Annotated in this window: 26 protein-coding genes; 24 read left to right on the top strand and 2 right to left on the bottom strand. The window is 42.3% G+C overall.

Annotation, left to right across the window (positions count from 1 at the left end):
• Positions 1-3: 3 nt before the first annotated feature.
• From rplB to rplQ, 24 genes are all read left to right on the top strand, one after another.
• A complete protein-coding gene (gene rplB, locus ACT3RN_RS04575; RefSeq protein WP_192518023.1) occupies positions 4-831 on the top strand; it encodes a 50S ribosomal protein L2 in 828 nt (275 codons plus the stop codon).
• 12 nt (positions 832-843) lie between these two features.
• Positions 844-1,119 (top strand): 30S ribosomal protein S19, encoded by a 276-nt coding sequence (gene rpsS / locus ACT3RN_RS04570; protein ID WP_021813372.1) that lies wholly within the window; start codon positions 844-846, stop codon positions 1,117-1,119.
• Positions 1,120-1,129: 10 nt separating this feature from the next.
• The gene (gene rplV / locus ACT3RN_RS04565; RefSeq protein WP_010196689.1) at positions 1,130-1,459 is read left to right on the top strand and encodes a 50S ribosomal protein L22; all 330 of its coding nucleotides are present in this window, start codon (positions 1,130-1,132) and stop codon (positions 1,457-1,459) included.
• Between the two features lie 3 nt (positions 1,460-1,462).
• Positions 1,463-2,191, top strand: a complete 729-nt coding sequence (gene rpsC / locus ACT3RN_RS04560) for a 30S ribosomal protein S3 (RefSeq protein WP_192518022.1) — start codon at positions 1,463-1,465, stop codon at positions 2,189-2,191.
• Positions 2,192-2,194: 3 nt separating this feature from the next.
• Positions 2,195-2,608 (top strand): 50S ribosomal protein L16, encoded by a 414-nt coding sequence (rplP, locus tag ACT3RN_RS04555; RefSeq protein ID WP_075102274.1) that lies wholly within the window; start codon positions 2,195-2,197, stop codon positions 2,606-2,608.
• Entirely contained in the window at positions 2,608-2,805 is a 198-nt protein-coding gene (gene rpmC / locus ACT3RN_RS04550; protein ID WP_025644397.1) for a 50S ribosomal protein L29, read from the top strand. The genes rplP and rpmC overlap by 1 nt, the downstream gene beginning before the upstream one ends.
• The gene (rpsQ, locus tag ACT3RN_RS04545; protein WP_021813375.1) at positions 2,802-3,077 is read left to right on the top strand and encodes a 30S ribosomal protein S17; all 276 of its coding nucleotides are present in this window, start codon (positions 2,802-2,804) and stop codon (positions 3,075-3,077) included. The genes rpmC and rpsQ overlap by 4 nt, the downstream gene beginning before the upstream one ends.
• 182 nt (positions 3,078-3,259) lie before the next feature.
• Complete coding sequence (rplN, locus tag ACT3RN_RS04540; RefSeq protein ID WP_010196702.1) at positions 3,260-3,628, top strand: 50S ribosomal protein L14; 369 nt, start codon at positions 3,260-3,262, stop codon at positions 3,626-3,628.
• 8 nt (positions 3,629-3,636) lie between these two features.
• Positions 3,637-3,954, top strand: a complete 318-nt coding sequence (gene rplX, locus ACT3RN_RS04535; RefSeq protein ID WP_192518021.1) for a 50S ribosomal protein L24 — start codon at positions 3,637-3,639, stop codon at positions 3,952-3,954.
• Between the two features lie 21 nt (positions 3,955-3,975).
• Positions 3,976-4,512, top strand: coding sequence for a 50S ribosomal protein L5 (gene rplE, locus ACT3RN_RS04530; RefSeq protein WP_192518020.1), 537 nt, complete (start codon positions 3,976-3,978; stop codon positions 4,510-4,512).
• A 12-nt stretch (positions 4,513-4,524) separates the two neighbouring features.
• On the top strand, positions 4,525-4,830 hold the full coding sequence (gene rpsN / locus ACT3RN_RS04525; protein ID WP_010196705.1) for a 30S ribosomal protein S14: 306 nt from the start codon (positions 4,525-4,527) through the stop codon (positions 4,828-4,830).
• An 11-nt stretch (positions 4,831-4,841) separates the two neighbouring features.
• Positions 4,842-5,240, top strand: coding sequence for a 30S ribosomal protein S8 (gene rpsH / locus ACT3RN_RS04520; RefSeq protein ID WP_192518019.1), 399 nt, complete (start codon positions 4,842-4,844; stop codon positions 5,238-5,240).
• Between the two features lie 175 nt (positions 5,241-5,415).
• Positions 5,416-5,949, top strand: a complete 534-nt coding sequence (gene rplF / locus ACT3RN_RS04515) for a 50S ribosomal protein L6 (RefSeq protein ID WP_192518018.1) — start codon at positions 5,416-5,418, stop codon at positions 5,947-5,949.
• Between the two features lie 11 nt (positions 5,950-5,960).
• Complete coding sequence (gene rplR, locus ACT3RN_RS04510) at positions 5,961-6,311, top strand: 50S ribosomal protein L18 (RefSeq protein ID WP_192518017.1); 351 nt, start codon at positions 5,961-5,963, stop codon at positions 6,309-6,311.
• Positions 6,312-6,313: 2 nt separating this feature from the next.
• Positions 6,314-6,829: a 30S ribosomal protein S5 gene (rpsE, locus tag ACT3RN_RS04505; protein ID WP_010196711.1), complete on the top strand. Its 516-nt coding sequence runs from the start codon at positions 6,314-6,316 to the stop codon at positions 6,827-6,829.
• Between the two features lie 20 nt (positions 6,830-6,849).
• A complete protein-coding gene (gene rpmD, locus ACT3RN_RS04500; RefSeq protein ID WP_010196714.1) occupies positions 6,850-7,029 on the top strand; it encodes a 50S ribosomal protein L30 in 180 nt (59 codons plus the stop codon).
• Positions 7,029-7,469, top strand: coding sequence for a 50S ribosomal protein L15 (gene rplO / locus ACT3RN_RS04495; RefSeq protein WP_192518016.1), 441 nt, complete (start codon positions 7,029-7,031; stop codon positions 7,467-7,469). Before rpmD ends, rplO begins: the two co-directional genes overlap by 1 nt.
• A gap of 19 nt (positions 7,470-7,488) precedes the next feature.
• Entirely contained in the window at positions 7,489-8,820 is a 1,332-nt protein-coding gene (secY, locus tag ACT3RN_RS04490; protein ID WP_192518043.1) for a preprotein translocase subunit SecY, read from the top strand.
• 33 nt (positions 8,821-8,853) lie between these two features.
• Entirely contained in the window at positions 8,854-8,970 is a 117-nt protein-coding gene (rpmJ, locus tag ACT3RN_RS04485) for a 50S ribosomal protein L36 (protein WP_010196721.1), read from the top strand.
• A gap of 251 nt (positions 8,971-9,221) precedes the next feature.
• On the top strand, positions 9,222-9,578 hold the full coding sequence (gene rpsM, locus ACT3RN_RS04480; RefSeq protein ID WP_021813384.1) for a 30S ribosomal protein S13: 357 nt from the start codon (positions 9,222-9,224) through the stop codon (positions 9,576-9,578).
• 20 nt (positions 9,579-9,598) lie between these two features.
• Positions 9,599-9,988, top strand: a complete 390-nt coding sequence (gene rpsK, locus ACT3RN_RS04475) for a 30S ribosomal protein S11 (protein ID WP_192518015.1) — start codon at positions 9,599-9,601, stop codon at positions 9,986-9,988.
• Positions 9,989-10,036: 48 nt separating this feature from the next.
• Positions 10,037-10,678 carry a 30S ribosomal protein S4 gene (gene rpsD / locus ACT3RN_RS04470; RefSeq protein ID WP_192991923.1) on the top strand — a complete coding sequence of 214 codons (642 nt, stop codon included), beginning with the start codon at positions 10,037-10,039 and terminating at the stop codon, positions 10,676-10,678.
• A gap of 80 nt (positions 10,679-10,758) precedes the next feature.
• Positions 10,759-11,766, top strand: coding sequence for a DNA-directed RNA polymerase subunit alpha (locus ACT3RN_RS04465; protein ID WP_087040762.1), 1,008 nt, complete (start codon positions 10,759-10,761; stop codon positions 11,764-11,766).
• 19 nt (positions 11,767-11,785) lie between these two features.
• Positions 11,786-12,145 (top strand): 50S ribosomal protein L17, encoded by a 360-nt coding sequence (gene rplQ / locus ACT3RN_RS04460; RefSeq protein ID WP_010196736.1) that lies wholly within the window; start codon positions 11,786-11,788, stop codon positions 12,143-12,145.
• A 71-nt stretch (positions 12,146-12,216) separates the two neighbouring features.
• Here rplQ and ACT3RN_RS04455 read toward each other — a convergent pair whose 3' ends face one another.
• Both ACT3RN_RS04455 and ACT3RN_RS04450 read right to left on the bottom strand, forming a co-directional pair.
• Entirely contained in the window at positions 12,217-12,837 is a 621-nt protein-coding gene (locus ACT3RN_RS04455; protein ID WP_192518013.1) for an L-threonylcarbamoyladenylate synthase, read from the bottom strand.
• Between the two features lie 471 nt (positions 12,838-13,308).
• On the bottom strand, positions 13,309-13,659 hold a 351-nt coding region (locus ACT3RN_RS04450), incomplete at its 5' end, for an elongation factor P hydroxylase (RefSeq protein WP_444518509.1).

The raw sequence follows: 13,659 nt of genomic DNA, 5'->3' as shown, positions 1-13,659 counted from the left end.
CTCATGCCTATCGTAAGAGCAAAGCCAACATCACCAGGCCGTCGTTTTGTTGAAAAAGTGGTGCATCCACACCTTTACAAAGGTCGTCCTTATGCAGCACTTGTTGAATCAAAAAGTAAGTCAGGTGGTCGTAATAATAATGGTCGCATAACGACTCGTCATATTGGCGGTGGTCATAAGCAGCATTATCGTGTTATCGATTTCAAACGTACTAAAGACAATATCCCAGCTACAGTAGAGCGTATCGAATACGATCCTAACCGTACTGCACATATTGCCTTGCTTAAGTATGCTGATGGCGAACGTCGCTACATCATCGCTGCTAAAAAACAAGCAGTTGGCGATACAGTGATGTCAGGTGAAACTTCACCAATTCGCCCAGGTAACTGTTTACCACTGAAAAACATCCCATTGGGTACTGTGATTCACAATATCGAACTTAAAATCGGTAAAGGTGCACAGATGGCTCGCGCAGCGGGTGCTAGTGTTCAGTTATTAGGTCGTGACGGTATCTATGCTATTCTACGTTTGCGTTCTGGCGAGACTCGCCGCGTACATGTGAATTGCCGTGCTGTTATCGGTGAAGTTTCTAACACTGAAAACAACTTGAAATCACTTGGTAAAGCCGGTGCTTCACGTTGGCGTGGTGTTCGTCCTTCAGTTCGTGGTGTCGCTATGAACCCGGTTGATCACCCACATGGTGGTGGTGAAGGTCGTAACAAAGGTCGCCATCCAACTAGCCCTTGGGGTCAGAAGTCTAAAGGACTTAAAACGCGTAGTAATAAGCGTACTGACAACATGATCATCCGCCGTCGCGCCAAGAAGAAATAAAGGAAGAATTTCATGCCTCGTTCATTGAAAAAAGGTCCATTCATAGACGCGCATTTGTTTGCTAAAGTTGAGAATGCATTAGACACCAACTCACGCAAGCCAATTAAGACTTGGTCGCGCCGCTCGATGATTTTGCCACAAATGGTTGGCCTAACTTTATCTGTTCACAACGGCCGTACTCATGTACCGGTTATCGTGAGCGAACAGATGGTTGGTCATAAACTAGGTGAATTTGCCCCGACTCGTACGTATCGTGGTCATGGCATTGACAGAAAAGCTAAGAAATAAGGTGCTTACCATGGAAGTAACTGCAAAATTACGCGGTGCCGCCATATCGGCACAAAAAGTTAGACTCGTTGCTGATGAAGTTCGTGGCAAATCTATTGAGCGTGCTTTGGATATCCTAACGTATAGCAATAAAAAAGGCGCTGTGTTTGTTAAGAAATGTCTTAACTCAGCCATCGCCAATGCCGAAAACAACAACGGTCTAGATATCGATACTCTTAAAGTATCAACTATCTACGTTGATGAAGGCATTACGCTAAAACGTATCCTACCACGTGCCAAAGGTCGCGCTGATCGTATCAGCAAGCGTACTTGTCACATCACTATAAAGGTAGGAGAATAAGTTATGGGTCAAAAAGTACATCCAATCGGAATTCGTCTTGGTGTTGTCAAAAAGCATAATGCAAACTGGTATGCTAACCCTAAACAATACTCAGAATACCTCATCAACGACATTCAAGTTCGTGAATACCTTCGCAAGAAGCTAGATAACGCTATGATCAGTAACATCATGATCGAGCGTCCTACTGGCGCTGCTAAGATTACCATCGCCACTGCGCGCCCTGGTATCGTTATCGGTAAGAAAGGCGAAGATATCGAAAGACTTCAAAAAGAATTGACCAAAATTATGGGCGTACCTGCTCAGGTCAACATTGAAGAAATCACGTCACCTGATCTTGATGCACGTTTGGTTGCAGACGGTATTGGTAGCCAGCTTGAGCGTCGTGTTATGTTCCGTCGTGCAATGAAGCGCGCTGTACAGAACAGCATGCGTTCTGGTGCTAAAGGTATTAAAGTTGAGTTGTCTGGCCGTCTTGGCGGTGCTGAGATTGCTCGTACTGAATGGTACCGTGAAGGTCGTGTGCCATTGCATACACTCCGCGCTGATATTGACTATGCGTCAGTACGTGCAGAGACAACTTACGGCACTATCGGTGTAAAAGTTTGGATTTTCCGTGGCGAAATCCTTGACGGTATGAACAGTGTTTATAACCCCGTCAACGAAGAGAAGCCTCGTGCGCCAAAACGCCGTGGTCGTGGAAACGGAAACCGTCGAAACTCAGACAGAGGTTAAACTATGTTACAGCCAAAACGTACCAAGTTTCGTAAAATGCATAAAGGTCGTAACACTGGGCTAGCTCATCGTGGAAGCACCGTTGCATTCGGACAAATTGGTCTAAAATCGTTGACTCGTGGTCGTATGACTGCCCGTCAAATTGAAGCAGCACGTCGTACCATCACTCGTAAAATTAAGCGTGGCGGTAAGATTTGGATTCGTGTATTCCCAGACAAGCCAATTACCAACAAACCATTGGAAGTACGTATGGGTAAAGGTAAAGGTCCAGTCGAATATTGGGTATGCGAAATCAAGCCTGGTAAAGTGCTATATGAAATCGAAGGGGTCTCTGAAGAGCTTGCTCGCGAAGCATTAACGCTTGCCGCAGCAAAACTGCCCTTTAAAACTACCATTGTTAAGCGGACGATAATGTAATGAAGATCAGTGAATTACGTGATAAATCATTAGAAGAACTGACCCAGTTACTTGATGAAAAGCAACTTGATGCTTTCCGTATTCGTATGGCTAAAGCAACTGGTCAGTTGGGTAATACCCATGAAGTACGTGCCAATCGTCGTACGATTGCACAGCTTCAGACTTTGATTAACGAGAAACAACGAGGCGACTCATGAGCGATAACAATCAAACAGCTACCAATGCTAGCGTATTGACAGGACGAGTTGTCAGCGACAAGATGGATAAGTCCATCACAGTTTTGATTGAGCGTCTGGTTCGTCATCCTCTATATGGCAAACAGCTTCGTCGTTCTACAAAAATCAAAGCACATGATGAGAACAATGTTTGCCAACAAGGTGACCTTGTCCGTATCAAAGAAACGCGTCCAATCTCAAAAACTAAGTCATGGACTTTAGTTGATGTGGTTGAAAAAGTAGAAAAAATCTAAGTAAATTGCATTAAAAGCCAGAAGCTGTTAAAATAGCCGCCTTTTTAAGGATGCTGATTGCGCCGAGCGTATATCACTCACATTAAGAGTAAGTCGCGGCTATTTATATTAAAATGCCGTCTACTCATACTGTGCTAGCGGCAGCAACTGGTTTTTATTGCTCATACGTGTGGAGTAACGCTATGATTCAGGTTGAGTCAATGCTGGAAGTTGCAGACAATAGCGGTGCAAGGCGAGTTCAGTGCATTAAAGTACTGGGTGGTTCTCATCGTCGTTATGCATCAGTTGGCGACATTATTAAAGTAACGGTTAAAGAAGCCATTCCTCGCGGTCGTGTTAAAAAAGGCGACGTGATGAATGCAGTAGTTGTACGTACCAAAAAAGGCGTTCGTCGTCCGGATGGTTCTGTGTTGCGTTTTGATGACAATGCTGCGGTATTGTTAAACCAAAATAAAGCGCCAATTGCAACTCGTATTTTTGGACCGGTAACTCGTGAACTACGTGGTGATCAGTTTATGAAAATTGTATCACTTGCACCAGAAGTATTGTGAGGTAATCCATGTCAAAATTACGTAAAGGCGATACAGTTATCGTGATTGCTGGGAAAGATAAAGGCAAACAAGGTACTGTACAAGCTGTAAAAAATGATCGTATTAAAGTAGAAGGCATTAATATTGTTACTAAACATCAGAAGCCTAATCAGGCAGCTGGCGTTGAAGGCGGTATTCTTAAGCAAGAAGCTTTTCTACATATCTCAAATGTCGCAATTTTAAATGCGCAAACCCAAAAAGCTGATCGTATTACTTATCAGTTCGATGAAGACGGCAAGAAACAACGCGTCTATCGTTCGAACGGTGAAGTAGTGGCGACTGCGTAAGACACTAAGGGTGTAATGGTAATGGCAAGATTAAAATCTTTATATAACGATAAGTTAAAGCAGCAAATCAAAGAAGAGCTTGGTTTAACAAATGTGATGCAAGTGCCTAAAATCACTAAAATCACACTTAACATGGGTGTGGGTGGTGCGTCTCAAGATAAGAAAATTCTTGAAGGTGCAGTTGCCGATATGACCGCTATTGCTGGTCAAAAACCTGTTGTTACTAAAGCGCGTAAATCAGTTGCTGGTTTTAAAATTCGTGAAGAATGGCCAATTGGCTGTAAAGTAACGCTACGCGGTGAGCAAATGTACGAATTTTTAGATCGTCTCATTGCCATTGCAATTCCTCGTATTCGTGATTTCCGCGGTTTTTCACCTAAAGCCTTTGACGGACGTGGTAACTACTCATTGGGTATTAAAGAACAAATCGTATTCCCAGAAGTAGATTTTGACAAAATTGATCGTATCCGCGGTATGGATGTGACAATCACCACGTCAGCTAGTAGTGATGAAGAAGGTCGTGCGTTGCTTAAAGCATTCGGCTTCCCATTTAAATAAGGTAAAGACGTTATGGCAAAGAAGAGCATGATTAACCGCGAATTAAAACGCGAAAAAATGGTTGCTAAATATGCTGAAAAGCGTATCAAGCTAAAAGAAACTATCAGTGATATGACTGCAAGTGACGAAACTCGTATGGAAGCGATGCTAGAGCTACAAGCTCTACCACGTAACTCATCACCAGTACGTCTGCGTAATCGTTGTGCTATCACCGGTCGTCCTCATGGTTACTTCCGCAAGTTTGGCTTATCACGCAATATGCTGCGTGAGCGTGTCATGCAAGGCGATGTGCCTGGTGTTCGTAAAGCAAGCTGGTAAGGAGTAACTATATGAGTATGCAAGATACCGTTGGGGATATGCTAACCCGTATTCGTAACGCACAAATGGCTAATAAAGTATCGGTAGCAATGCCGAACTCTAAACTACGTAAATCAATTGCTGATTTACTGGTTAGCGAAGGTTATGTGGCTAGTGCTGTTGTCGCTGAAGAAGCAAACAACAAAGCAACACTTACTATTGAACTAAAATATTTCGAAGGCCGTGCTGTCATCGAAACTATTCAACGTTATAGCCGTCCTGGTTTGCGTCAGTTCCGTGGCAAAGATTCTATCCCTACTGTTAAACAGGGTATGGGCGTTGCTATTGTATCAACTAGCCAAGGTATCATGAGCGATCGTGCTGCACGCGCTGCTGGTATCGGTGGTGAAATTGTCGCATTTGTAGCGTAAGCTATACGACGATGAAGTTTATTTGATAGTTGTTAGGCTCTTATCAATTGAATGATTATAAATTAATTTAAATTGATAGGTGTCTAACACAGTCAACTATGCTAAACTAACACGCTTTTTAGCCTGTTAGTTTTTTCGCTAATATAAAGAAGTTAATTTTTTAAGGAATATTCCTATGTCTCGTGTGGCTAAAGCCCCAGTAACGCTGCCAAACGGCGTAAGCGTTACTTTGAACGATCGGCAGGTCGAAGTTAAAGGCAAGAACGGCAATTTGTCTTTACGCCTGCATGAATTGGTCGAGCTGAAACAGGAAGATGATGCTATCATTTTCTCACCTACAGTCGATTCAAAAGAAGCTATGATGCACACTGGCACCATGCGCGCTCTAGTTAACAACTATGTTAAGGGCGTTCATGAAGGCTTTGAAAAACGTCTTCAATTGATTGGTGTTGGTTATCGCGCACAAGTTGCTGGCAATAAAGTAACTTTAAACGTTGGTTACTCTCACCCAGTAGAGTATACGTTGCCTGAAGGTGTATCAGCTGAAACCCCAACGCAAACTGAAATTGTTTTGAAATCAAACAATAAACAGCAGCTTGGTCAAGCAGCGGCTAACATCCGTGGTTTCCGCCCACCTGAGCCTTACAAAGGCAAAGGTATTCGTTATAGTGACGAGCATGTGATTCGCAAAGAAGCTAAGAAAAAATAAGGTGAGTTGAAATGTTTGATAAAAAAGCAGCTCGTCTACGTCGAGCAAAGAAAACCCGTGCGCATATCCGTTTCTTAGGCGTTCATCGCTTAACGGTTAACCGTACGCCAAAACATATTTATGCCCAGATTATCTCTCCTAACGGTGGTGAAGTGATTGCTCAGGCATCTACCTTAGACGGCAGCTTGCGCTCTGGTGCGACTGGTAATGTTGATGCAGCAACGTCTGTAGGCCAAATGATCGCAGAACGCGCAAAAGCAGCTGGCATTAATAAAGTTGCCTTTGACCGTAGTGGTTTTAAATATCATGGTCGAGTTAAAGCTTTAGCTGAAGCGGCTCGCGAAAACGGATTGGAGTTTTAATCATGGCTAGAAATGATAAAAATGATAAAAATGAACAGACTGACGGTCTAGTAGAACGCTTAGTTACCGTTGATCGTGTTGCAAAAGTAGTTAAAGGTGGTCGTATTTTCTCGTTCACTGCGTTGACTGTAGTGGGTGACGGCAATGGTCGTGTGGGTTTTGGTCGCGGCAAAGCACGTGAAGTGCCAGCTGCTATTCAAAAAGCACTAGAAGCTGCTAAACGTAATATGATTACTGTTGAGTTAAATGATGCAACTTTGTATCATCCGATCAAAGCACGTCATGGTGCTAGTAAAGTCTATATGCAACCTGCATCTGAAGGTACTGGCGTAATCGCTGGTGGTGCAATGCGTGCTGTGTTAGAAGTTGCTGGTGTCAAAGATGTTTTGACTAAATGTTATGGTTCTACCAATACTGCTAACGTTGTTCGTGCAACGTTTAACGGTTTACGTGATATGTCAACTCCAGAGAAGATGGCAGCTAAACGTGGTAAATCTGTAGACGAAATCTTGGGTTAACTTAGACTAGGTGAGTTACGATGAAAAAAATGAAAGTCACTCAATTTAAATCGGGTGCCCATCGCCTAAAGAGCCACAAAGCGAGCTTGAAAGGATTGGGTTTACGCCGCATTAATCATACTGTTGAAGTAGAAGATACTCCTTCAACTCGTGGTATGGTCAATCGCGTTAACTACATGGTAAAAGTGGAGGAAGCGTAATGGGTCTTAGATTAAATGAATTATCACCAGGTGTTGGCGCAAAGAAAACTGCCCAACGTCGTGGTCGTGGTATCGGTTCAGGTCTTGGTAAGACTGGTGGCCGTGGTGTAAAAGGTCAGAAGTCTCGTTCAGGTTCTAGCATTCGCTCAGGATTTGAAGGTGGTCAAATGCCTTTATACCGTCGTCTACCAAAATTTGGTTTTACCAGTAAGATGGCAATGAAAACTGCTGAAGTACGTCTTTCTGAATTAAAACAAATTGAAGGCGATGTGGTCAGCATTGAAACACTTAAAGCTGCCAACCTTATTCGTCATGATATGAAACGTGCCCGTGTAATGTTATCAGGCGAAGTTACTAAAGCTTATACCTTTAAAGGTATCAAAGTAACTAAAGGCGCTAAGCAAGCAATCGAAGCTGCTGGTGGTAGCATCGAGGAGTAGTAACGTGTCAAAACAATCAATGTCATCGACTGGTATACCGCTTAATCCATTCGCATTTATACGAAAGTATGATGAATTATGGACGCGTTTATTATTCTTAATCGGCGCATTGATTGTTTATCGTTTAGGGTCACATATTCCAGTACCGGGTATTAACCCAGTTAATTTGGCTGATCTGTTTTCGCGCAACGAAAATACCATTTTGAGCATGTTTAACATGTTTTCAGGTGGTGCACTAGAACGTATGTCCATTATGGCACTTGGCATTATGCCATATATCTCAGCATCGATTATTGTACAGATGATGTCTGCGGTATTACCATCGCTTGAAGCTCTCAAAAAAGAGGGGGAAGCAGGACGACGTAAGTTAAACAAGTATACCCGTCAGGGGACGCTTGCTTTAGCATTAGTACAGTCATTAGGAATGTGTGCTGGTTTAATCAGTCAAAATCTTACTTTATCTTCTGGTCTTACTTTTTATATTCCAGCCGTTACTTCGTTAGTAGCGGGCGCTATGTTTTTAATGTGGCTTGGTGAGCAGATTACAGAGCGTGGTGTGGGTAACGGTATTTCAATGCTCATTTTTGCGAGTATTGTGGCTGGTACACCAGGTATGATTTCGCAATCTATCGAACAAGTCAATCAAGGTCAGATGAACTTGATTGTGCTATTTATTTTTGTGTTGCTAGGTATCGCGGTTACTGCCGGTATTGTTTATATTGAACGTGCCCAACGCCGTGTTCCTGTAAACTATGCACAGAAACAGCAGCAAGGTCGCAAAATTTATGCTCAGCAGCAATCTCATTTGCCGTTGAAGCTAAATATGGCAGGTGTTATTCCCGCTATTTTTGCAAGTTCTTTGCTGTTGTTTCCAGCCAGTTTAGGGCAGTGGGTAGGTCAATCAACTGATCCTACCTTTACACAAAAAATATTACAAAATATGGCATTGGTATTGTCTCCAGGACAGCCGCTATATTTGGTACTGTTTGGTGCGATGATTATTTTCTTCTGTTATTTCTATACGGCTCTGGTATTTAGTCCCCGTGAAGTTGCAGAGAACCTTAAACGTAGTGGTGCGTATATTCCAGGTATTCGCCCAGGACAACAAACTCAGCGTTACCTCGATCATGTATTAAACCGACTGACCTTTATTGGCGCGATGTATATGACGGTTATTTGTTTAATGCCAATGGTCGTCCAGTCATCGTTTGGTGTGCCGTTTCAACTCGGTGGTACGTCTTTACTGATTATGGTGGTTGTGGTAATGGATTTCATATCGCAGATTCAAGCGCATTTGATGACCCATCAATATCATGATCAGACGTTAATTCAATCGCCCACTCAACCTTAAAAATGAGCGGTACGATATTTCAAGGAGCATGCTATGAAAGTTCAAGCATCAGTTAAAAAGATTTGTGGTAGCTGTAAAGTTGTGCGCCGTAAAGGCCGTGTACATATTATTTGTACAGCAGAACCTCGCCACAAGCAACGTCAAGGTTAATATTTAGCGTGATTTAGCCATAGGCTCTATTACTGATTAAATTAATACTTGAAAAATGACGGCGGATGAGTTATTATCCGCCACTTGCCGTAGTTTATATGAAAAACTTTTATAGTGTCTTTAATGGCTGACTTACTATTAGGTCAATTCAGAAAAAGCGTTATGAAGGTTTACGTATCGACAGCAACAAATCTGAAAAATAACGCTTTATCGAGAGATAATGCTCATTTTTCTTTAATGGAGAGAAATCAATGGCTCGTATTGCCGGCGTAAACATTCCGGATAATAAGCATGCTGTTATTTCACTAACTTACATCTTTGGTGTAGGTCGTACCACTGCTCAGAAAATCTTAGAAGCAGTTGGCATTGCCCCTACTACTAAAGTTAGCCAGTTAGATGATACACAGTTAGATGCTATCCGTGCACAAGTTGCAAATTACATGACTGAAGGTGATCTTCGTCGTGAAGTGTCAATGAATATTAAGCGCTTAGTTGATCTTGGTTGTTACCGTGGCATTCGCCATCGTCGTAACCTACCAGTTAGAGGTCAAAACACTAAGAACAACGCTCGTACTCGTAAGGGTCCGACACGCCCTCTCAAAAGATAATTAACTTAGGAAGCTAAAAGATGGCAAAAGACACTCGTAGTCGCAAAAAGGTGGCTCGTCGTTCAGTATCGGAGGGCGTAGCCCATATCCATGCGTCTTTTAATAACACCATTGTTACGATTACCGATCGCCAAGGTAATGCATTGGCTTGGGCCACTTCAGGTGGACAAGGCTTCCGTGGTTCACGTAAATCTACACCATTTGCAGCTCAGGTTGCAGCTGAAGTCGCTGGTAAAGCGGCCCAAGAATATGGTGTTAAGAATATCGATGTTTTGGTCAAAGGACCAGGACCGGGTCGTGAGTCTGCGGTAAGAGCACTAGGTGCATTGGGTTATAAAGTTAACAGCATCTCTGATGTAACCCCAATCCCACACAATGGTTGCCGTGCGCCGAAAAAGCGCCGCGTCTAATATTAAAGACGAAGCTTTTTATCCCAGAAGCTTATAGGAGACATAACAATGGCCCGCTATATTGGACCAAAACTCAAATTATCACGTCGTGAAGGTACTGACTTAGGTCTTAAGTCTGGTGTTAAACCATACGACGTAAAAACAAAAAAAGCTGGTCGTCCACCAGGTCAACATGGCGTTAGCCGTAATAAGACCTCAGAATATGCTCTACAGTTGCGTGAAAAGCAAAAAGTTAAGCGTATTTATGGTGTACTAGAGCGTCAATTCGCTAATTACTATAAAGAAGCTGCTCGTAAGCGTGGCGCTACTGGTGAGAACTTACTAGCTATGCTAGAAAGTCGTCTAGATAACGTGGTCTATCGCATGGGCTTTGGCTCAACTCGCGCAGAAGCACGTCAGCTAGTCAGTCATCGTACTGTTATGGTGAAAAAAGCTGGCCGTGATGAGTTTGTTCGTGTGAACATTCCATCAATTCAGCTTCAAGATGGTGATGTCATCGCTATCCAAGAGAAGTCTCGCGAACAACTACGTATTAAAAACGCTGTTGAACTAGCGACACAACGTGGTATTCCGGAATGGCTAGATGTTGACCACAGCAAACTACAAGGCACGTTTAAACAAGCGCCTGATCGTATTGATCTACCTGCTGAAATCAACGAAAGCTTGATCGTTGAGCTATACTCTAAGTAATGACGTACTGCTCGATGTCGTAAAAATGACATTGAGCAATTAACGTTAATTAAACCAGTTTAATAAATCGAGGTGACATCATGATGCTAAATGCAACTGAGTTTCTAACGCCGAACGCCATTAACGTGGATACGGTTAATGAAACGATTGCGAAAGTCACGCTCGAACCGTTAGAACGCGGCTTTGGGCATACTTTAGGTAATGCCTTACGTCGCATCTTGTTATCTTCATTACCTGGTGCTGCAGTCATTGAAGCTGAGATTGATGGTGTTGACCATGAATACTCAACACTTGAAGGACTACAAGAAGATGTGCTTGACCTGCTTTTGAACTTAAAAGGCTTGGCAATCACTCTTCATGACCAAAATGAAGTATTTTTGACCTTGGATAAACAAGGTCCAGGCACTATTACTGCTGCAGATATCGCGTTACCACATAATGTAGACATCATCAATCCAGAATTGGTATTGGGTACATTGAGTGATCGTGGTCATCTTAAGATGCGTTTGCGTGTAGTAATGGGTCGTGGATATGAGCCAGCAAACCAGCGCCGTGAAGATGGTGATACTAAAGCAATTGGACGCTTGAAGCTTGATGCAAGCTTTAGTCCTGTGCTTCGTGTTGCTTATCAGGTTGAGAACGCTCGTGTAGAGCAGCGTACTGATCTTGATCGTCTTATCGTTGAGCTTGAAACTAATGGCACTATAGATCCAGAAGAAGCAATTCGTAAAGCAGCCACTATTTTACAACAACAGATTTCTATCTTTGTTGACCTAGAAGCTGAAGAAGCGCCTGAGCCTGTGAAAGAAAAAGAAGAGGTTGATCCGGTGCTATTACGCCCTGTGGACGATCTTGAACTAACGGTTCGCTCAGCCAACTGCTTAAAAGCTGAAAACATTTACTATATCGGTGATTTGGTACAGCGTTCAGAGACTGAACTACTAAAAACCCCAAATCTTGGTAAGAAGTCATTAACAGAAATCAAAGACGTGTTAGCGTCTAAAGATTTAGAGCTCGGTATGCGCCTAGATAACTGGCCACCAGCTGATTTACGTGTTGATGATCGCTTTTCTTATCGTAGCCGTTAAACTTTAAGGATTTTTGACTATGCGCCATCGTAAGAGTGGAGTCAAGCTGGGTCGTACCGGCAGTCATCGTAAGGCAATGTTTCAGAACATGACTAACTCATTATTTGAGCATGAACTGATTAAAACAACTTTACCAAAAGCTAAAGAACTACGTCGCGTTGCCGAGCCATTAATCACTATGGCTAAAGAAGACAGCGTTGCTAACCGTCGTTTAGCATTTAGCCGTATGCGTAGCAAAGCTATGGTAGGCAAACTATTTGGCACGTTAGGTCCTCGTTACCAAACTCGTCCAGGTGGTTATTTGCGTATCGTAAAATGCGGTCATCGTGATGGTGACAATGCGCCAATGGCATATGTAGAGCTAGTTGATCGTGACTAGTTTGACACTGAATATATTATGTATAAAAAAAGCTCCAATTAATTGGAGCTTTTTTTATGTCAAATTTTCAACTACAGCAATAATGAATCAACATTAGCGGCACCTTGTCTAATGACTTCAGGTTGGCCACTAGTCATATCTACAATGGTGGTTAACTTGGTAGTTTTTATACCTGCATTTATTAGGCCACCAATCTGATTGCCCAAGATATCTTCAATTTCAAATGGGTCATCGAGAACATCATCACGGTTAGGCAGTATTAGTGAGCTGGTTAGAATAGGTTCATCCATTGCTTCTAACAATGCTTGAGCAATAGTATTACTTGGTACTCGAATACCAATGGTTCTTTTTTTAGCATGAGACAGTTTTTTCGGCACATCTTTTGTGGCATTTAGGATAAAGGTTATGGGCGCCGGAGTGTGCGCTTTAAGTTGTTTAAATTGCATATTGTCTACAGTTGCGTAGTTGGCAATTTCACTCAAATCGCGGCATAGTAGTGTAAATTGATGCTTGTCATCAAGCTCACGAATCTGTTTAAGCTTTTCTAGAGCATCTTTCGCACCTAAGCGACAACCGAAAGCGTAGCTAGTATCGGTAGGATAGATGATTAATTGATCTTTACGTAAGAGATCAGCTGCTTGTTCAATAAGGCGTGGTTGTGGATTATCAGGGTGAATATAGAATACTTGCATGATGCTTCCTTATCTTATAGTTATGAGATTTTTCTTCATTTAAATAAGTATGTAGGTGGCTGAATTAAAGCTGTCTGGGGTGTGTCCTCAGTTCAAAACTGCAGATAACAATGAGATAAATTGCCATCAAACGAGAAAATAGTGTAAATAATATCGAGATATTAACCAGCTATTTGACGAATTTTGGTAGAACTTTGCTATTTTTAGCCCAGTTAGAAAGCTATCGCTTGAATTGAGAACAGGCCCTAATACTATAGTTGATTCAATTTAAAAGTAGTACAAGGCAGCCGAGTGTAGATGCATATCTAATACTTCAAACGAGACGCTGTAATACTTTCATAATGGGATGACTATAAATAGGTTAGATTGCATATATATCTTATTATAACGTAAAGCATATATAATTTTAGTGGTGAGGCGTTATTGTTCGTACAAAATGATTAGTTATCTAGGTTGCAAAAAATAATAGTGTTATGTGACGACTGGTTCGGAGGGGTTAATGGTAGAAATACTAAGTAAAGTGAATAATAAAGTTTTTGCGTCACGTGGTAAAGTATGAGGTCTTGCGATATATTCTTTTACCTGCTGATAAACATCTCTTACGAAAGTACTAGCACTAGTATCGAAATCTGCAAATAAGTTATCTTGTGAGACTTGAAAGGAGCGTCCACAGGCTAAAGTGAAGAGACATTCTAATGCTTGGGGTTTAATTTCTACGCGCTCAAAAGCCTGCTGTTGTGCTGCTGATCGCCCATCGGGTGCATACCAGTATCCAAAATCAGGCAATCGTCTACGAGACTCACCAGCGATACACCAATGACT

Source organism: Psychrobacter sp. AOP5-GZ1-6 (assembly GCF_052376345.1).
In the GTDB taxonomy this organism is placed as follows: Bacteria; Pseudomonadota; Gammaproteobacteria; order Pseudomonadales; family Moraxellaceae; genus Psychrobacter.
This window is presented reverse-complemented; position numbering and strand designations above follow the sequence as displayed.

Bases quoted from the DNA above. Each gene is read 5' to 3' on its own strand.
- rplB (WP_192518023.1), top strand. From the start codon at position 4: ATGCCTATCGTAAGAGCAAAGCCAACATCACCAGGCCGTCGTTTTGTT.
- rpsS (WP_021813372.1), top strand. From the start codon at position 844: ATGCCTCGTTCATTGAAAAAAGGTCCATTCATAGACGCGCATTTGTTT.
- rplV (WP_010196689.1), top strand. From the start codon at position 1,130: ATGGAAGTAACTGCAAAATTACGCGGTGCCGCCATATCGGCACAAAAA.
- rpsC (WP_192518022.1), top strand. From the start codon at position 1,463: ATGGGTCAAAAAGTACATCCAATCGGAATTCGTCTTGGTGTTGTCAAA.
- rplP (WP_075102274.1), top strand. From the start codon at position 2,195: ATGTTACAGCCAAAACGTACCAAGTTTCGTAAAATGCATAAAGGTCGT.
- rpmC (WP_025644397.1), top strand. From the start codon at position 2,608: ATGAAGATCAGTGAATTACGTGATAAATCATTAGAAGAACTGACCCAG.
- rpsQ (WP_021813375.1), top strand. From the start codon at position 2,802: ATGAGCGATAACAATCAAACAGCTACCAATGCTAGCGTATTGACAGGA.
- rplN (WP_010196702.1), top strand. From the start codon at position 3,260: ATGATTCAGGTTGAGTCAATGCTGGAAGTTGCAGACAATAGCGGTGCA.
- rplX (WP_192518021.1), top strand. From the start codon at position 3,637: ATGTCAAAATTACGTAAAGGCGATACAGTTATCGTGATTGCTGGGAAA.
- rplE (WP_192518020.1), top strand. From the start codon at position 3,976: ATGGCAAGATTAAAATCTTTATATAACGATAAGTTAAAGCAGCAAATC.
- rpsN (WP_010196705.1), top strand. From the start codon at position 4,525: ATGGCAAAGAAGAGCATGATTAACCGCGAATTAAAACGCGAAAAAATG.
- rpsH (WP_192518019.1), top strand. From the start codon at position 4,842: ATGAGTATGCAAGATACCGTTGGGGATATGCTAACCCGTATTCGTAAC.
- rplF (WP_192518018.1), top strand. From the start codon at position 5,416: ATGTCTCGTGTGGCTAAAGCCCCAGTAACGCTGCCAAACGGCGTAAGC.
- rplR (WP_192518017.1), top strand. From the start codon at position 5,961: ATGTTTGATAAAAAAGCAGCTCGTCTACGTCGAGCAAAGAAAACCCGT.
- rpsE (WP_010196711.1), top strand. From the start codon at position 6,314: ATGGCTAGAAATGATAAAAATGATAAAAATGAACAGACTGACGGTCTA.
- rpmD (WP_010196714.1), top strand. From the start codon at position 6,850: ATGAAAAAAATGAAAGTCACTCAATTTAAATCGGGTGCCCATCGCCTA.
- rplO (WP_192518016.1), top strand. From the start codon at position 7,029: ATGGGTCTTAGATTAAATGAATTATCACCAGGTGTTGGCGCAAAGAAA.
- secY (WP_192518043.1), top strand. From the start codon at position 7,489: ATGTCATCGACTGGTATACCGCTTAATCCATTCGCATTTATACGAAAG.
- rpmJ (WP_010196721.1), top strand. From the start codon at position 8,854: ATGAAAGTTCAAGCATCAGTTAAAAAGATTTGTGGTAGCTGTAAAGTT.
- rpsM (WP_021813384.1), top strand. From the start codon at position 9,222: ATGGCTCGTATTGCCGGCGTAAACATTCCGGATAATAAGCATGCTGTT.
- rpsK (WP_192518015.1), top strand. From the start codon at position 9,599: ATGGCAAAAGACACTCGTAGTCGCAAAAAGGTGGCTCGTCGTTCAGTA.
- rpsD (WP_192991923.1), top strand. From the start codon at position 10,037: ATGGCCCGCTATATTGGACCAAAACTCAAATTATCACGTCGTGAAGGT.
- ACT3RN_RS04465 (WP_087040762.1), top strand. From the start codon at position 10,759: ATGATGCTAAATGCAACTGAGTTTCTAACGCCGAACGCCATTAACGTG.
- rplQ (WP_010196736.1), top strand. From the start codon at position 11,786: ATGCGCCATCGTAAGAGTGGAGTCAAGCTGGGTCGTACCGGCAGTCAT.
- ACT3RN_RS04455 (WP_192518013.1), bottom strand. From the start codon at position 12,837: ATGCAAGTATTCTATATTCACCCTGATAATCCACAACCACGCCTTATT.